At 54.1% G+C, this 17,458-nt stretch carries 11 protein-coding genes; 8 read left to right on the top strand and 3 right to left on the bottom strand.

The annotated features are described in order from the left end of the window. The first annotated feature begins 56 nt into the window (after nucleotides 1–56). The 4 genes from dnaN to gyrB all read left to right on the top strand — a co-directional run bounded on the left by dnaN (nucleotide 57) and on the right by gyrB (nucleotide 6,272). Complete coding sequence (gene dnaN, locus ATI45_RS15075; protein WP_098420403.1) at nucleotides 57–1,160, top strand: DNA polymerase III subunit beta; 1,104 nt, start codon at nucleotides 57–59, stop codon at nucleotides 1,158–1,160. A 111-nt stretch (nucleotides 1,161–1,271) separates the two neighbouring features. Continuing rightward, the gene (locus tag ATI45_RS15070) at nucleotides 1,272–2,546 is read left to right on the top strand and encodes an ABC1 kinase family protein (RefSeq protein WP_098420401.1); all 1,275 of its coding nucleotides are present in this window, start codon (nucleotides 1,272–1,274) and stop codon (nucleotides 2,544–2,546) included. Between the two features lie 23 nt (nucleotides 2,547–2,569). Beyond that, entirely contained in the window at nucleotides 2,570–3,805 is a 1,236-nt protein-coding gene (gene recF / locus ATI45_RS15065; protein WP_098420399.1) for a DNA replication/repair protein RecF, read from the top strand. A gap of 52 nt (nucleotides 3,806–3,857) precedes the next feature. After that, complete coding sequence (gene gyrB, locus ATI45_RS15060) at nucleotides 3,858–6,272, top strand: DNA topoisomerase (ATP-hydrolyzing) subunit B (RefSeq protein WP_098420397.1); 2,415 nt, start codon at nucleotides 3,858–3,860, stop codon at nucleotides 6,270–6,272. A gap of 75 nt (nucleotides 6,273–6,347) precedes the next feature. On the opposite strand, the gene ATI45_RS15055 is transcribed toward gyrB, so the two are convergent. From ATI45_RS15055 to ATI45_RS15045, 3 genes are all read right to left on the bottom strand, one after another. Beyond that, nucleotides 6,348–7,070, bottom strand: coding sequence for a VC0807 family protein (locus ATI45_RS15055; RefSeq protein ID WP_098420395.1), 723 nt, complete (start codon nucleotides 7,068–7,070; stop codon nucleotides 6,348–6,350). A gap of 198 nt (nucleotides 7,071–7,268) precedes the next feature. Then, on the bottom strand, nucleotides 7,269–8,546 hold the full coding sequence (gene gabT / locus ATI45_RS15050) for a 4-aminobutyrate--2-oxoglutarate transaminase (protein ID WP_098420394.1): 1,278 nt from the start codon (nucleotides 8,544–8,546) through the stop codon (nucleotides 7,269–7,271). Nucleotides 8,547–8,645: 99 nt separating this feature from the next. Next, nucleotides 8,646–10,382: an ABC transporter transmembrane domain-containing protein gene (locus ATI45_RS15045; protein WP_098420392.1), complete on the bottom strand. Its 1,737-nt coding sequence runs from the start codon at nucleotides 10,380–10,382 to the stop codon at nucleotides 8,646–8,648. A 132-nt stretch (nucleotides 10,383–10,514) separates the two neighbouring features. Between ATI45_RS15045 and ATI45_RS15040 the strand changes: the two genes are divergently transcribed. The 4 genes from ATI45_RS15040 (at nucleotide 10,515) to torA (ending at nucleotide 17,412) form a co-directional block, all read left to right on the top strand. Beyond that, nucleotides 10,515–12,317, top strand: a complete 1,803-nt coding sequence (locus ATI45_RS15040) for an ABCB family ABC transporter ATP-binding protein/permease (protein ID WP_098420390.1) — start codon at nucleotides 10,515–10,517, stop codon at nucleotides 12,315–12,317. Nucleotides 12,318–12,542: 225 nt separating this feature from the next. Continuing rightward, entirely contained in the window at nucleotides 12,543–14,213 is a 1,671-nt protein-coding gene (locus tag ATI45_RS15035) for a c-type cytochrome (protein WP_098420389.1), read from the top strand. Then, nucleotides 14,210–14,893: a TorD/DmsD family molecular chaperone gene (locus tag ATI45_RS15030; protein WP_098420387.1), complete on the top strand. Its 684-nt coding sequence runs from the start codon at nucleotides 14,210–14,212 to the stop codon at nucleotides 14,891–14,893. The genes ATI45_RS15035 and ATI45_RS15030 overlap by 4 nt, the downstream gene beginning before the upstream one ends. After that, nucleotides 14,890–17,412: a trimethylamine-N-oxide reductase TorA gene (torA, locus tag ATI45_RS15025; protein ID WP_098420385.1), complete on the top strand. Its 2,523-nt coding sequence runs from the start codon at nucleotides 14,890–14,892 to the stop codon at nucleotides 17,410–17,412. The genes ATI45_RS15030 and torA overlap by 4 nt, the downstream gene beginning before the upstream one ends. Nucleotides 17,413–17,458 lie beyond the last annotated feature (46 nt).

Here is a 17,458-nt window from a genome sequence, read left to right as displayed (position 1 = left end):
GCTCTGTTTGCCGGCTTTGAACCCTGATAAATTTCACCACAAGAATGTTGAGTGCCATGAAACTGACGATCAGCCGTGAATCCCTGCTCACCCCGCTGCAAAGCATTGCCGGCGTGGTGGAAAAGAAACAGACCATGCCCGTGCTTTCCAACGTGTTGCTGGTGGCCGAGGACAACACCCTGACCCTGACCGGCACCAATATGGAAGTGGAGCTGGTGGCGCGCATCACCCCGGTGCACATAGATCAGCCCGGGCGCATAACCGTGCCGGCACGCAAGCTTGCGGACATTTGCCGCGCTTTGGGTGAAGAATCGCCCATCGAGCTGGATCAGCAGGGCGACCGCCTGCACTTGCGCTGTGGCAAAAGTCACTTTACGTTGGCGACCTTGCCCGCCGAGCATTTTCCCAATGTGGAAGACGAAGCCGAGAGTTTCCGTTTGGAGCTGCCGCAAAAAGAGCTGCGACGTATGTTCGACAGCACCGCGTTTGCAATGGCTCAGCAGGATGTTCGTTATTATTTGAACGGTTTGCTGCTGGAAGTTGCGGCAGATCACGTTCGTACCGTAGCCACCGATGGTCACCGCTTGGCGATGGCCCATCAGGATGTTGAAACCGGTTGTCCAGAGGCGCGTCAAGTGATTGTGCCGCGTAAAGGTGTTCTAGAGCTTGCGCGCTTGCTGGATGACGTGGACACACCGGTCACCCTGGTAATTGGCGATAACCACTTGCGCGCAACCGTGGGCAGTTATACGTTCACGTCCAAGCTGATTGAGGGCAAATTCCCCGATTACAACCGGGTTATTCCCCGCGGTGGCGACAAAGTGGTGTTGGCTGATCGCATTACCCTGAAGAATACTCTGCAGCGGGCAGGTATTCTGTCTCATGAAAACATTCGCGGTGTGCGTTTGAATCTGGCCCCCAATGAACTCCAGGTGTTTGCCAATAACCCGGACCAGGAACAGGCGGAAGACGCGTTGCCGGTAGATTATCAGGGTGAAACTCTGCAAATCGGCTTCAACGTCGGCTACCTGATAGACGTCATGAACGCGTTGGATGATGACCAGGTAAAGGTTACTCTGTCGAATCCTAACAGCAGCGCGTTAATCGAATCCCAGACGGACGCTCGTTGCCTCTATGTGGTTATGCCAATGCGTTTGTAGGTTGCCGCAGGCACCCCACAAACAGCCGGCGTGAGCACTTCGCGCGTAGTCGGTGTAGGCAACTCACGGATAAGAAATTCTGCAAGGTTTTAATAACAGGAGTTCCGGGGCATGGTGACACGTTTAAAGGACGGTATAAAAGGTGCGTTTCGTATCGGCCAGACCATGAGCGTGCTCGGGCGTACCGGGTTTAACTGGGTGCGCGGCGACCGCCCCCCTGCTCCGCGTTTGTTGCGGCAGACCTTTGAATCCCTCGGTGCCACCTATATAAAGTTGGGACAGTTCATTGCCAGTTCACCGACATTTTTCCCGAAAGAGTATGTGGAAGAGTTTCAGGGCTGCCTGGATAGCACACCAAATTTGCCGTATCGGGTGATTCGCAAAATCATTGAAGACGAGTTAGGCCGCCCGGTGGAAGAAGTGTTTACCGACATAGACCCTGTAGCCCTGGCATCGGCCTCTATCGCCCAGGTGCATGTGGCGCGGTTGATCAGCGGTGAAGAAGTGGTTATCAAGGTGCAAAAACCCGGCGTGCGCAATATTCTACTCACGGATTTGAACTTTTTGTACGTATCTGCCCGAATCCTTGAAACTCTGGCTCCAAAACTGTCGTGGACATCGCTATCCGATATTGTTGATGAAATTCAACGAACCATGATGGAAGAGTGCGATTTTATCAAGGAAGCCAATAACCTTGAGGTTTTCAGGCAGTTTTTACACGACACTCATAACACCGGTGCCGCCGTGCCAAAGGTGTATGAGCAGTGCAGTTCCCGCCGCATTTTGGTAATGGAACGTTTTCACGGTGTTCCTTTGACCGATCTGGACAGTATTCGCGGATACACGGACGATCCGGAAGGAACCCTGATTACGGCCATGAACACCTGGTTTTCCAGCCTGACTCAATGCGAGTTTTTTCACGCGGACGTACACGCCGGTAACCTGATGGTGCTGCGCGATGGTCGGGTCGGGTTTATCGACTTTGGGATAGTTGGGCGTATTGCGCCCGACACCTGGCAGGCGGTGAACGATTTTATTCAGACTGTGATGGTGGGTAATTTCGACGGTATGGCCGATGCGATGATCCGTATTGGGATTACCCGACACACGGTAGAAGCCAGTTTGCTTGCTAATGATTTACGTAAGCTATACTCGAAAATGGACCAGATGGTGCCGGATACCGTTGCCTATACGGCGGACCAGGCCGAAGACGACGTAAATCATCTGCTGATGGATATGGTCAAAGTGGGCGAAAGCCACGGACTGCACTTTCCACGGGAATTTGCGCTGTTGTTGAAGCAATTTTTGTACTTTGACCGTTACGTTCATATATTGGCGCCGGAAATGGATATGTTCATGGACGACCGCCTAAAGATGTTGCACTAGGGGCCTAAGGCCCCTAGTTTTTTATGGCACTGATTACACTGCAAACCGAACACTTCCGTAACCTGGCGGCAAAGCCTGTCACCTTCTCCCCTGCGTTTAATCTGATATACGGCGTCAACGGCAGTGGTAAAACCAGTTTGCTGGAAGCCATCGGCTACCTGGGCCTGGGCCGTTCGTTTCGCGTCAGTCGCCATCAGGCTGTGGTTCAACATCAACAGCAGCGATTTACGGTGTTTGGCGGCTTGGATGCCGGCACTTTTAATTGTGGTGGTTCCAATTCTGGCGCGTTCAATTCTGGTGTTTCAAATCCTGATACGCGTAACTCCGATGCTCTCAATTCTGGCATGCCGAATTCTGAATTAAAGACAGCACCTGAAGCATGCGCTTCAAGTTATGCGCATCGCTTGGGTATTTCCAGAAATGTAGGCCTTAAGGAGACAGTTCTAAGAGTAGACGGTGAAGCCGTGCGGAATTTGTCGTCGTTAGCGCGACATCTTCCGGTATTGGTGATCGACCCGGGAGTATTCGACATCGTGGCCGGCGGCCCGGGTAAGCGACGGCAGTTCCTGGATTGGTTAGTGTTCCACGTGGAACCTTCTTTTGGCGGCGCCTGGCAGCAATGTCAGCGAGTAATATCACAGCGGAACCAAACGCTGAGAAATGGTAGAATAGATGAATCGTTGATGCGGGCTTGGGATGCCCAGTACGACCTGTTAAGCAATCGAGTGACGGATGCCCGTCTAGCGGCGTTTGCCCTGTTTAAAGAGGCCTTCTGGTTGCTTCTCGGGGAAACCGATGCAACCTGGGCTAATCAACTAAAACTGGAGTTTTATCCTGGCTGGGATCACTCCCAACCGTTGTCAGAAGTGCTGGTCAGCCATCGGGATCAGGAGCGTCGTATGGGTCACACTCTGTATGGCCCTAACCGAGCCGACATTCGTTTAAAAATACAAGGCCGGCCGGTGGCGGAAATACTGTCCCGGGGTCAGCAAAAGACATTGGTTATTTTAATGAAGATTGCCCAGGGCATGGTTTTACGTCCGTTGGGTAAACAGGTCACGTTTTTGTTGGACGACATAAACGCCGAACTGGACAGTCGACATCGGCAAATGCTGGCCGAAAAATTACGATCGCTGCAGTGTCAGGTGTTCATCACCTCCATCGAACAGCAGACGCCCGACACCTTATGGCCGGGTACAACAACACCGGATTTAAGAATGTTCCACGTGGAACATGGTCAGGTAACGGAAGAACATTAGCTGGCCGCACTTTTTAATCACGCTGCGGTCATCAGCCTTCAGGAGTTTTTTAATGAGTGAATCAACCTACAATTCCTCCAGTATCAAAGTACTGAAAGGTCTGGACGCCGTGCGTAAGCGGCCTGGCATGTACATTGGCGATACGGACGACGGCACCGGCCTGCACCACATGGTGTTCGAACTGGTAGACAACTCCATTGACGAAGCGCTGGCAGGCCACTGCACAGAAATCGGAATTCGTATCCATCCGGACGAATCCGTCAGCGTGCACGACAATGGCCGCGGTATTCCGGTTGATCTGCACGAAGGCGAAGGCGTTTCTGCTGCCGAAGTTATTATGACCGTACTCCACGCCGGCGGTAAATTTGACGACAACACTTATAAAGTGTCGGGTGGCCTTCACGGTGTGGGCGTGTCGGTTGTTAACGCCCTGTCATCGGTGTTGACGCTAACCATTCGCCGCAACGGCAAAGTTTACGAGCAGACCTATAACCACGGTGTTCCGGCGGCACCTCTGCACGAAGTCGGCAGTACTGACGCCAGTGGCACCAAGGTACACTTCATTCCGTCAGAAGATACGTTCACGAATATCAAGTTTCACTATGAGATTCTGGCCAAACGGGTACGGGAACTGGCATTTTTGAACAACGGTGTACGCATTCGCCTGACCGATGAGCGCAGCGGGAAAGAAGAGATCTTTGAATACGAAGGTGGTTTGCGGGCGTTTGTAGAACACTTGAACACTAACAAAACCCCCATCAACCGGGTGTTCCATTTTACCCAACAGCGTGAAGACGGTATCGAAGTAGAAGTGGCTATGCAGTGGAACGATGCGTTCCAGGAAAACATCTACTGTTTTACCAATAATATCCCACAGCGCGACGGCGGTACTCACCTGGTTGGGTTTCGCACGGCACTGACTCGCTCGTTGAACAGCTACATTGAGCACGAAGGCCTGGGCAAGAAGGCCAAGGTAAGCACCTCCGGCGACGACGCTCGTGAAGGTCTGACGGCCATCATCAGTGTGAAAGTGCCAGACCCGAAGTTCTCTTCCCAGACTAAAGACAAGCTGGTGTCCTCTGAGGTGAAGACTGCTGTTGAGCAGGAGCTCTATCAGAGCTTTGCGGCCTATCTTCAGGAGCAGCCCAATGAAGCGCGGCTGATCGTCAACAAGATGATTGAAGCCGCCCGTGCCCGCGAAGCGGCGCGTAAAGCCCGTGATATGACGCGCCGTAAAGGCGCTCTGGATATTGCCGGTCTGCCCGGCAAACTGGCCGACTGTCAGGAAAAAGATCCCGCTCTTTCCGAACTGTTCATCGTGGAGGGTGATTCTGCGGGTGGTAGTGCAAAGCAAGGGCGGGAGCGGCGAAACCAGGCGATTCTACCGCTGAAGGGTAAAATCCTGAACGTTGAAAAAGCCCGCTTTGACAAGATGCTGTCATCTGCAGAAGTCGGTAACTTGATTACGGCTCTGGGCTGTGGTATTGGGCGCGAAGAGTTTAACGTTGAAAAACTGCGTTATCATTCTATTATCATCATGACTGACGCTGACGTGGATGGTTCGCATATCCGCACCCTGCTGCTGACCTTCCTGTTCCGTCAAATGCGCGAAGTGATTGAGCGCGGCCACGTGTTCATTGCCATGCCACCGCTTTACAAAGTAAAGCGTGGCAAGCAGGAGCAGTATCTGAAGGATGAAAACGCACGCGAAAGCTACCTGACCCAGACTGCATTGGAAGGCGCACAGCTGTTTGTTAACGCCGATGCGCCAGCCATCAAAGATTCTGCTTTGGAAACCATGGTGAAGGATTATCAGGCGGTAATGGCCATGATTGACCGACTGTCACGGGCCTATCCGTCTAAGGTGCTGGAGCAGATGTTGCACAACAACACCCTCACATCTGAGCAACTGAAAGACGAAAACGCCGTTTCGGCTTGGGTAGGCCACCTGGGTAATAACCTGGAACTGGATACCCGTACCGGCACCAAGTATGTGTTCTCGGTACACCACGACACTGAGCGCAATCTGTATCTGCCCATGGTAACTGTGCATTTACACGGCATGGCTCACGAGCACGTGTTCAGCCATACGTTCTTCGAGGCGCCGTCGTACAAAGCCATCGCCCGCCTGGGTGAAACCCTGGACACTTTGGTTGAAGAAGGAGCCTTTGTTCAGCGTGGTGAGCGTAAGCAGGCTGTTTTGTCGTTTGAAGGCGCCCTCGCCTGGCTGATGAAAGAAGCCCAGCGCGGTTTGACCCTTCAGCGTTATAAGGGCCTCGGTGAGATGAACCCGGAACAGCTGTGGGAAACCACCATGGACCCGGAATCCCGCCGTATGATGAAAGTGAACATTGAAGACGCTTTTGCCGCTGACCAGATGTTCACCACGCTGATGGGCGACGATGTCGAGCCGCGTCGTAACTTCATTCAGACACATGCTTTGGAAGTGACCAACCTGGATATCTGATTTTTCTAAAATTCGGGATCAAAAAAAACGGCGAAGATGTAAATCTTCGCCGTTTTTTTATACTTGGAATTTACGTTATTTATCAGCCAGATGGGGCGCCATTACTTGTTCCAGTTTGTACCCCGTCAAGCGACTAATGGTGCGCCACAAGTACCAGAAAATGAGCATCATCATCACCATAGAAGGAATGGCAATCATCGGATAGCTGACCAGCGTCATTCTCCCCAGTTCCTCGTTGAACGCTTGAGTGCCGGCGTCACTGGTTACAATCCAGCGTGCAAGCACGTAGTTCATGATGGATGAGAACAGAAAAGTAGCGGCAAAAAAGTAACTGGCATTCAGCAACCGTGCTTCAAATTCTGCCACTTTGCCATGCTCTGCCAACGTTTGGTGAATCTTGTTCACGTCCAGCACGTTTGGGTTGTAAAGTAAGGTGCGCACCAGTGGGTAACGAGTGCGTGTAGACACCAATACCGCCAGGCCAATCACCGCGGGCACCGCGGCCTCTTTAATGGCCAGCCAGCCGGCGTCCAGTTCCAGCAAGCCAATGCCGCCGGTGAGGGTCACGCTGATTATCCCCAACAGGGCGATAAAATTCTTTTTTCCATAGCGAATTAATTCAAACAGACCCCATCCCAAGGGAAACGCCAGTCCAATAATAAGGGCGTTCACGCTACCCAGGTATTCATCGCCACTGAACTTCATCAGAATAACGGAGGGGATAACGATACTGACCAGCAGGTCTATCCAGGGCCTGGGTTTGTGATCGGATACAGATGCAGTATTCGGTGACGTCATGGTTCTGCCTGGTTGATGAAACGGCGACGAGGCGGGCAAAGTTACGCGAGCCTCACGGGACACTGAGCGCAGTATACGAGAAATACGGGCGCCTAGGTAAGTACGCCAAGCCTGGCACGGTCGATTCAAATTTTGGTGACTAACGGACACAAAAAAGCCGGGCACTTGGCCCGGCTTATCAGAGTAAGCGAGTCCTGATCAGGCGCCAGCTTCTTTCAAACACTGTTCTAAAATGGCTAAACCTTCTTCTAGTACTTCGTCTTCGATGGTAACCGGCATCAGAAAACGCAGAGTGTTGCCGTACAAACCACAGCCAAGCAAAATCAACCCTTTGGCTTTAGCGAGTTTGGTAATGGCTCCGACCAGCTCTGGCATGGGTTCGTGGGTATCTTTACTGTCTACCAACTCAAACGCAGCCATGGAACCCAAGGTACGCACGTTGTCGACGTGGGCAAACTGCTCCCGCCACTGGCTGAAACGTTGATTCAGCTTCTCGCCCAGGCGCTGGCTTTTGCCCAGAATATCTTCGGTCTCGAAGACTTCAAACACCGCCAGCGCGGCTGCGCAGGCGGTGGGGCTGCCGGTGTAGGTGCCGCCCAGAGAGTTAGGACCACACGAATCCATGATTTTGTCGGTGCCTACAATGGCAGAAATTGGCATGCCGTCGGCCATGCTCTTGGCCATGGTCATCATGTCCGGTTCAACGCCTGTGTGCTCAATTGCAAACATCTTGCCGGTACGGCCAAACCCGCTTTGTACTTCATCCACAATCAACACGATGCCGTTGTCATCGCAGATTTTGCGCAGGGCTTTCATAAAGCTGGTAGGTGCCGGGTAGAAGCCGCCTTCGCCCAATACGGGTTCAATTACAATGGCGGCGGTATTGTGGGCCGGTGAATCCGCTTTCATGGTCATGGCCAGGCCACGCAGGGCTTCGTCTTCGCTGACGCCGTGATAGGCCACCGGATAGGGAGCACGATATACCATGCCCGGCATGGGGCCAAAGTCGGTCTGGTAAGGAGCCGCTTTGCCGTTCATCGCCATGGTCATAAAGGTACGGCCGTGATAACCGCCATCAAAACAAATCACGTTGGTGCGACCGGTGGCTGAGCGGGCGATCTTCACCGCGTTTTCCAGGGCTTCGGCTCCGGAATTGGCCAGCATAACTTTGGCGTGGCCGCGAACAGGTACCACGTCGCTGAGTTTCTGCGCCAGCCGCACATAACCCTCGTAGGGCATGACTGTCTGGCAAGTGTGCATCAACTTGTCCAGCTGGGCTTTTATCGCTTCCACCACTTTTGGATGGCGATGGCCGATGTTCAACACGCCAATGCCGCCAGCAAAATCGATCATGCGTTTGCCGTCTGCGTCCCAGATTTCTGCGTTGGTGGCGTGGTCTGCAAATTGTTCGTTGGGGCTTGCGGCGCCGGCTGCTACGTAACGTTCTTTAAGTGCTTGAAGTTCTTTGTTACTCATGTCTCTGTTCTCCCCGAGTGGGTATATTTGGTCGAACCTGCGATAAATTTGGCTCGTTGCATTGCAAAATTGTATCAACTACGGTGGCACAAAGCATCACTACTCACCAGTTTGGCTGCGGAACTGAAGCTGGGCCAGGCGCTGGTAGAGGCTATTTTCATGCATTAACTGCTGGTGACTGCCCACCGCCAGCAAGCGACCTTGGTCAAATACCGCGATGCGATCTGCATCTCTTACCGTGGCCAGGCGGTGGGCAATCACCAGCGTGGTACGGCCGGTTGTGAGTGCCGGCATGGCCTGCTGAACCAGGTTCTCGCTATGGGCATCCAGCGCGCTGGTGGCTTCGTCTAGCAGCAAAATGGGCGCATCCGCCAATAGCGCACGGGCAATGGCCAGGCGTTGCTTCTGGCCACCGGACAGACCCAAACCGCCGTCACCCAGTCGGGTTTGGTAGCCGTCGGGCAGAGCCACGATAAACTCATGGGCGTGGGCAATGCCTGCGGCCTCTTCGACATCTGCCTGAGTCGCCTGCGGACGTGCGTAGCGAATGTTATCGGCAACCGTACCGTGGAACAGCGCAGGGTTCTGTGGCACCAAGGCAAAGCAGCTGCGCAGGGCTTGCAGTGATACATCACGGGTATCCGTGCCATCAATGCGCACGCAACCGCTGATGGGTTGATAAAAGTGTAGCAGTAGATCAAACAAGGTGGATTTGCCTGCCCCTGATGGCCCCACGATCGCTAACGTCTCGCCTGCCCGCACCTCCAGGCACACATCCTGCAGGGCGGGCTGAGCGCTGCGACCCGGGTAGCTGAACGTCAGGTGCTCAAGACGTATTCCACCTTTCACCGGCTGGGGAAACTGCTCGGGTAAATCGAACGGGCGCTGAAACTCAGATTTGGTCTGCAATAGCTCGAACAGCCTTGCGGCCGACCCTGCCGCCCGTTGCAGTTCTCCGATCACTTCGCTGATGGCACCGGCGGCAACACCCACCAGTAAACTGTAAAACACAAAGGCGGCCAGCTCGCCCGGTGTGATGCGGCCGTAAATGACATCCAGACCCCCAATCCAGATCACCACGCCCACCGCTCCCATCACCAGAGTAATGGCCATGGTGGTTAGCCAGGCGCGCTGGCGAATGCGGGCATGGGCAATATCAAAGGCGTTTTCAGAAACTTCAGAAAAATGCTGGCGGTCGTGGGGCTGGTGGTTAAACGCTTGTACGGTTTTTATCTGGGTTAAATTTTCGCCCACGTAGCTGCCCACATCGGCTACCCGGTCTTGGCTCAGGCGCGACAGCTGCCGCACCTGCCGGCCAAAAATGACGATGGGCACAATCACCAGCGGAAAACCCAGCACTATTACGGAAGCCAGTTTGGCGTTGGTGATAAACAACAGCAGCAAGCCGCCAATCAACATCAGCGCGTTACGCAGGGCAATGGACACCGTTGAACCAATCACCGATTGCAGCACCGTGGTGTCAGCCGTAAACCGCGACTGTATTTCCAGCGCCCGGTTACTCTCGAAAAATCCCGGGTTCAGATCAATCAGGTGGTTGAACACCCGTTTGCGGATATCGGCCACCACCCGCTCGCCAATCCACGACACCAGATAAAACCGGGCGAAAGAACCCGCCGCCAGGCCAAGAACCAAAACAAAAAACAACCCCACAGCCCGCGCCAGATTGGCCGGTGACTCGGTGGCCAATCCTTGGTCCACCAGAATACGTAGCCCCTGACCTAATCCAAGGGTAATTCCCGCCGTAATAACTAGGGCAACTATCGCACCTGCAACGGCTTTGCGATAAGGATGAATAAACCCGACAACCAGTTTCAAAGCTTCGCGATGAACGTTGTTGATAGTGTGCCTCCTGACGAGTGGGTACTGTAAACTTCCGCAGACTTACGATCTGTATTGCCTAAGGGTTTATCATACGCCCCTCTGCTCTGTGACCATTAAGGAATCTCTGTGCGCCCCTACGCCGATAACGACTACCCCGCCAACCATAAGCCGGACTGGAAAATCATCGCTGGCCTGTGGCCCTACCTGGCGGAATACCGCGGCCGGGTGATCATTGCGGTGAGCATGCTGATCATGGCGAAAGTGGCCATAGTCACCACGCCGATTGCATTGAAATACATCGTCGATTATCTGGATCAAAATCGCGGCGCTGACATGATGCTGTGGATTCCGCTGATGTTAGTGCTGGCCTATGGCGCGCTGCGTTTTGGTAGCACCCTGTTCAGCGAGCTGCGTGACGCCATCTTCGCCCGTGTGGCCGAACGTGCCATGCGGCGAGTGTCATTGCGGGTGTTTAACCACCTTCACGCTCGCGAATTAGCGTTTCATCTGGATCGCAAAACCGGTGGCCTGGCGCGGGATATAGAGCGCGGCACCAACGGCATCAGCTTTTTACTGCGTTTTACCCTGTTCAATATTGTGCCCACCCTGCTGGAAATCGCGATGGTGGCGGGCATTCTGCTGGTGGCCTTCAACGTCAGTTACGTTATAGCGATACTGGTGTCGGTGGTGGTCTTCGTGGTTTTTTCCATCCGCGTGACCGAATGGCGCACGGCCTTCGTGCGCGAAGCCAACAACCGCGACAACCAGTCTAATTCCCGCGCAATCGACAGCCTGCTGAACTACGAAACCGTTAAATACTTCAATAACGAGCGCTTTGAAGCCGAACAATACGACGAAGATCTGGATTTGTGGGAGCAGGCGCGTCTTAAGAACCGCACGTCTATGGCGGTTTTGAATATTGGCCAGGCGTTTATTATTGGCGCTTCGATGGTGGCCATTATGGCCATGGCCGTGCGCGAAGTGGCCAGCGGGCAGATGACCCTGGGTGACTTCACTATGGTGAACGCCTATCTGATCCAGCTGTTCATTCCGCTGAACGCTCTGGGGTTTGTGTACCGTGAGATTCGGCAGTCGCTGGTGAATGTAGAGCGCCTGTTCGCTCTGCTGGGCGATAAGCCGGCGATTGAAGACGCCGCCGACGCTAAAGCCTTGACCATTACCAGCGGTGAAGTGCAGTTCCGCGATGTGCGCTTCAGTTATCACCCGGAACGGCAGATTCTGAAAGGCGTGAATATCACCATACCCGCCGGCCACACCATTGCGGTAGTTGGCGCCAGCGGTGCTGGTAAATCCACCTTGGCACGGCTGCTGTTCCGCTTTTTTGATGTAAACAGCGGTAGCATTACCATTGACGGACAAGACATTCGCAACATTACCCAAGACAGCTTGCGCTCGGCCATTGGTGTAGTGCCGCAAGACACAGTGCTGTTCAACGACACCCTTTACAGCAACCTGGCCTACGGCCGCCCCGGCGCCAGCGAAGCCGAGATACACTACGCGGCCCGCCAGGCCAACCTGGATGAGTTTATCCGCAGCCTGCCAGACGGTTATCAAACCAGAGTGGGAGAACGTGGACTGAAGCTTTCCGGTGGCGAAAAACAGCGGGTTGCCATTGCTCGTGTATTACTGAAAAACCCGCCGTTGCTGATTTTGGACGAAGCCACTTCATCGCTGGACTCGATCTCTGAACAGGCCATTCTGGATGCCCTTAACGAGGTTACCCAACAGCGCACGACGTTGGTAATCGCGCATCGCCTATCCACCGTGCGCGACGCCGACACCATTCTGGTGATGGACGAAGGCCAGATTGTGGAGAGCGGTGGGCATAACGAATTGTTGGCAAAAGATGGCTATTACGCCCGGCTGTGGTTGCAGCAACAGCATAGCGATAAAGAGAATCAAGAATAGGGCGTCGTTATTTTGACGAAAATCAAGTTTCAGAACGCTTAAGCCCTGCGCCCGCGTTTTGTTTGTTACGTTGGATTGTATGAGATTCAGCGTCTCAGACAGATCGCATAAACGACGCTATGGACTTAACGCCACTGATTGGATGCTTTAAAATAGTCCGAGCTTTTCAGCGAAACCCTCCTCGCGTTGTTGGCGATACCATCGCAGCAGTTACGGGAGCTTCCTATGCTAAGCAAACGCAAGAAAATTTCCATTGCAATAGCGGGGGCTGCTGCACTCGGTGTTGCCGGCTTCCTCGTTTTAACTTCCCCCTGGACCTGGTCGATGACCCGCAGTCTTCCCGCTGCTGCGAGCGCGAGTAGTCCTGCCGATCTCGACAACGGCAGGCTTATATTTGTCGCATCCGACTGCGCTACCTGCCATGCCACCACCGGCCAGGACAGCGATGAACAGTTAGGCGGCGGCAAGGTGCTTGACACCGCCTTCGGCAAGTTCCACATGCCTAATATCTCGCCAGATACGGAGCACGGCATTGGTAGCTGGACTCTGGCAGAGTTTGATCGCGCGGTGCGTGAAGGTGTGGGTCCGAGCAGCTTCTGGCCTGACGGCAATAACTTATATCCGGCTTTTCCCTACACGTCTTACCAGCGTTTGACGCCGGAAGATGTGCGTGACCTCTACGCCTACATGATGGCGCTGCCAAAAAGCGACAAGTTAGTGCCAGACCATGAGCTTAACTTCCCGTACAACTTGCGCCGCGGCATTGGTGTGTGGCGTCTGGCCTTTCTGGACGGCAAAAGCACCGCTGAAATTGGTGTTGATACCGCTGATTTACCCGCAGGAATTGATCACGCCAAATTCGAGCGTGGGCGTTATCTTGTAGAAGGCGCTGGCCATTGTGTTGAATGTCACTCGCCGCGAACCTTTATGGGCAATGTTCCCAACGACATGCGTTACGCGGGCGGCCCGAACCCAGAGGGCACAGGCCACTTTCCCAACATTACCCCTGATGAAACCGGTATAAGCTTCTGGTCTGCAGCCTCTCTTGCAAACTATCTGCACACTGGTGTTAGCCCTATTGGCCGCCAAGCAGGTGGCGATATGGCTGAGGTTATAGAAAACACCTCGCAGTTGCCGTGGCAAGATTTACAGGCAATGGCGGTCTATTTGAAACACATTTCGCCGATAGACAAACCTGCGCCTGGAATGCCTGAGCCTAATTTCACCGAGGAAGTGGTAATGCTTGATACCGCCTTTGATCGTCGGGCTCCTCTACCGACCAGCGATCCGCAAGACATCAGCGAGGGAGACGATGTCTTCGTAGCCGGTACCAAGTCGCTCTACACAACGTCCGAGATGGAACAGGCCAAGACCGAAGACGGCAAATTCCTCAGCGGGGCAAAAGCCAGGGTACTCGCCAGGCAGGGTGACAAGTTGCAACTTGAGATTTCAGGTTGGCAGCCCGAAAACGCTCCTTCGGTTATTTACCAGGAGAAAGGTCAACGGGTCATTATGGCGGCGCTTGGTGACAAGGCTGTAGCGGCAGCTCAGCGCGGCGAGACCGAAATCGAGCCGAAAACCGATCAGGTTTGGCGCCCTGTCACATTGCAAGTCTGGTCTGATGCCAACCAACTCAATCTGAGCCAAGAAGAGCTTTGGAGCTTCAGTCAGAACGCTTATCAGGCCGCCTGTTCGTCCTGTCACTCTTTGGCCGAAAAGGATCACTTCACTGCCAATCAATGGATTGGAACTCTCAAATCTATGAAGCGATTCACCAGCTTTAACGACGATGAATACCGTCTGATACTGGCGTACTTGCAGAATCATTCCAACGATCTTGGCCCCGATATTCCGGCATTGGTCGTTAAGAAAGCCAGTGAAGGAGTGCCGCAATGAGCTGCGATCGTGCGTCTGTTGATCACAGCGCCAACACAGATACCTACGGGCTTTTAGTGGCCGCTGAATGGCTGAGCGGGCTGTTTATTGCACCGCTTTCTCAACAGCAGGTGATGGATATCAACGCAGTGCCTGGCAAAAACGCGCTGCAGTGGATAGGCGCACAACTGGGTGCGCCCGCTGTAGCACAACAGCTGTGTCATATTCTGGAGCAGGAAACCCCGGAAAATCTGACGGTGCAATTGCAGCGCCGTTATACGGCTTTGTTCGAGGGCATTTTCCGAAATCGTGCAGTAATGCCCTATGAAAGCGCTTGGTGTGGTAACGGGCCAACGCTCGGCGAGCAGTCTGTGGCAGAAATGAACGCAATATTGCGCGACCTGAATGTACACGTCAGCAGCGACTGCTGTGAACCGGCGGATCATCTTGCTATTGAACTTGCGGCCTTGGTGGCAGCTCTTGGCAGCGACCGCTATTCGATCGCTGCAGATCTGGTGCGTCGACTTCAAAGCTGGTCGCCTGCGTTCGCTGAAGCGCTAGAGCGTCAAGACCTTGAAGGATTTTACGCAGGTGCTGGCGAATTATTACTGGCCTTGCTTCGCACAGCTCAGTCTGTGCTGTTGATGAAGGATCACGCCGCGACGTCCGTTAACGAACAATGTGAAGGAGAATTGGCATGAGTAACAAAACTGAAGGATTGCAGGTTACTGCGAAAGCAGACGTTGCTTCGCCCACGCGCCGGCGTTTTTTGCAGGGTTCCGCGGCAACAGCAGCGTTAAGTGCCATGCCGTTTTCGCTATCGCTATTGAGCAGCGGTGCAATGGCTCAGAGCGCCACAAAAGAAATTCTTTCTGGCTGTCATTGGGGCGTTTTTAAAGGCGTGGTTGAAGACGGTCGCGCGGTTAAATTCATACCTTGGGAGGGCGATCCCCACGCCTCGCACATGCTCGATGGTGTGCGCGATTCTATCTACTCGCAATCGCGCATTCGCTATCCGATGGTTCGCCGTGCCTGGCTTGAGCAAGGGCCGGGCGCCGATCCCGATGGCCGCGGTGAAGGCGACTTTGTACGTGTGTCCTGGGAAAAAGCCATCGAGCTGGTGGCGAACGAAATCACCCGGGTTCGCGGGGAATACGGGCAACAGGCGATTTTCGGCGGCTCATTCGGCTGGAAAAGCCCGGGCAGACTGCACAACTGTCAAACCTTGCTAGCAAGAATGCTCAACCTGACCGGCAGCTATACCTCCAGTTCGGGCGATTATTCGACCGGTGCGGCGCAAGTTATATTGCCATACGTATCAGGGTCTATCGAAGTGTACGAACAATGCACCACTTATCCAGTGCTTGCGGAGCACACCGATCTTATGGTGTTTTGGGGCTGCGACCCGCGGAAAAACTCCCACATTTCCTGGCAAGTAGCTGATCATGGTGCTTTCCCGGGCGTTGAAATGCTCAAAGAAGCCGGCGTAAAAACAATCAGCATCGACCCGGTCAGAACAAAGACCGCCGATTACCTCGACTCTGAGTGGATTACCCCAAAACCGCAGACCGACGTGGCAATGATGATGGGCATCGCCCATACGCTGCTGAGCGAAGGCCTGCACGATCAAGAGTTTCTTGATCGCTATGTAAGCGGCTTCGAAGAATTTAAGCCTTATCTGACCGGCGAATCCGACGGCCAGCCGAAGGATGCAGACTGGGCAGCGGAAATCTGTGGTGTCGACGCCGACACCCTTCGCGATTTGGCGCGACGCTTTGCCAGTAATCGTACGATGCTGGCTCTGGGTTATGCCACGCAACGCCAGCACCATGGCGAGCAGTCCACCTGGATGCTGGTAACCCTGGCGTGCATGCTCGGGCAGATTGGCCTGCCCGGTGGCGGTTATGGGTTGAGCTACCATTACTCTTCTGGCGGTGCGCCGACCCATGAAAGCCCTATTTTGAAGAGTATCGATAACGGCTCAGGTGCTAAAGCCGCTGAAGGAGCCGCGTGGTTGGCGGGCGGTGGAGGCGTATCCATTCCGGTTGCGCGCTTTGTCGAAACGCTGTTGAACCCTGGTAAGACCATGCAGCATAACGGTAGGGAAATCGAACTGCCGCTGATCAAAATGGCTTATTGGGCCGGTGGTAACCCGTTCGCGCATCATCAGGATCGCAACGAGATGCTCAAAGCCTGGCGCGAGCTGGATACCTTTATTGTTAACGATTTCCAATGGACGGCGACAGCTCGCCACGCTGACATCGTTCTTCCGTGTACCACTTCTTACGAACGCAACGACATCGAACAGGTTGGCGACTATGCTCTGAGCCATATTGTGGCGATGAAGAAACTGGTTGAACCGCAATTTGAAGCTCGTAACGACTTCGACATTTTTGCGGCCATCGCGGACAAATTGGGCAAGGGTTATGAATTTACCCAGGGCCGTTCGGAAATGGACTGGATTCGCGGGTTTTACGAAGGCGCAAAAATCGAGGCGCGGGCCAAAGGTATGGAAATGCCGGTATTTGACGTGTTCTGGGAATCTAACAAGCCCCTTGCGTTCCCGCTGAAGGATGAAAATAAGTACTTTGTGCGCCACGAGTCGTTCCGCAACGACCCGATTCTCAGAGCGCTGGGTACCGCTACAGGCAAATTCGAGATCTATTCGCGGGCGATCGCCGGGTACGGATACGATGACTGTCCGCCTCACCCCACCTGGATGGAGCCGATTGAGCGATTGGATGGGCCAACTACCAAGTATCCGCTCGGCATCTCCAGTAACCATCCGCGTAGCCGCCTGCACTCGCAGCTATGTGGCACCTCGCTTCGCGAGACTTACGCGGTGCAGAATCGCGAACCTTGCTGGATAAATCCGAAGGATGCCGAGCCCCGGGGTATTAACAATGGCGATGTGGTACGGGTGTTTAACGACCGTGGGCAGATTCTTGCCGGTGCGGTGGTTACAGGCGATGTCATGCCCGGGGTTTTGATGGTTTCCGAGGGTGGCTGGTTTGACCCGGTTAACCCCCGCGAGATCGGTAGCTTGTGCCGTTACGGCGATGTTAATAATCTTACCCCGGGTATCGCGACCTCGAAGCTGGCGCAAGGCAACTGTGGGCAAACTGGAGCCGGCGACGTTGAGAAGTTCACCGGTGACCTGCCTGAAGTGACCGTGTTCTCGCAGCCCAGGCTCATGTCTGATTCAGAGACATCCGCTTAAACACGTCTGAACTGCACGCCGCAGGCTCGGCAAGAAGAGCCTGCGG

The sequence above is a fragment of the Marinobacter sp. LV10MA510-1 genome, from assembly GCF_002563885.1.
Taxonomy (GTDB): domain Bacteria; phylum Pseudomonadota; class Gammaproteobacteria; order Pseudomonadales; family Oleiphilaceae; genus Marinobacter.
Note: the sequence above shows the minus strand (reverse complement) of the source record. Positions and strands in the feature narration are given on the sequence as shown.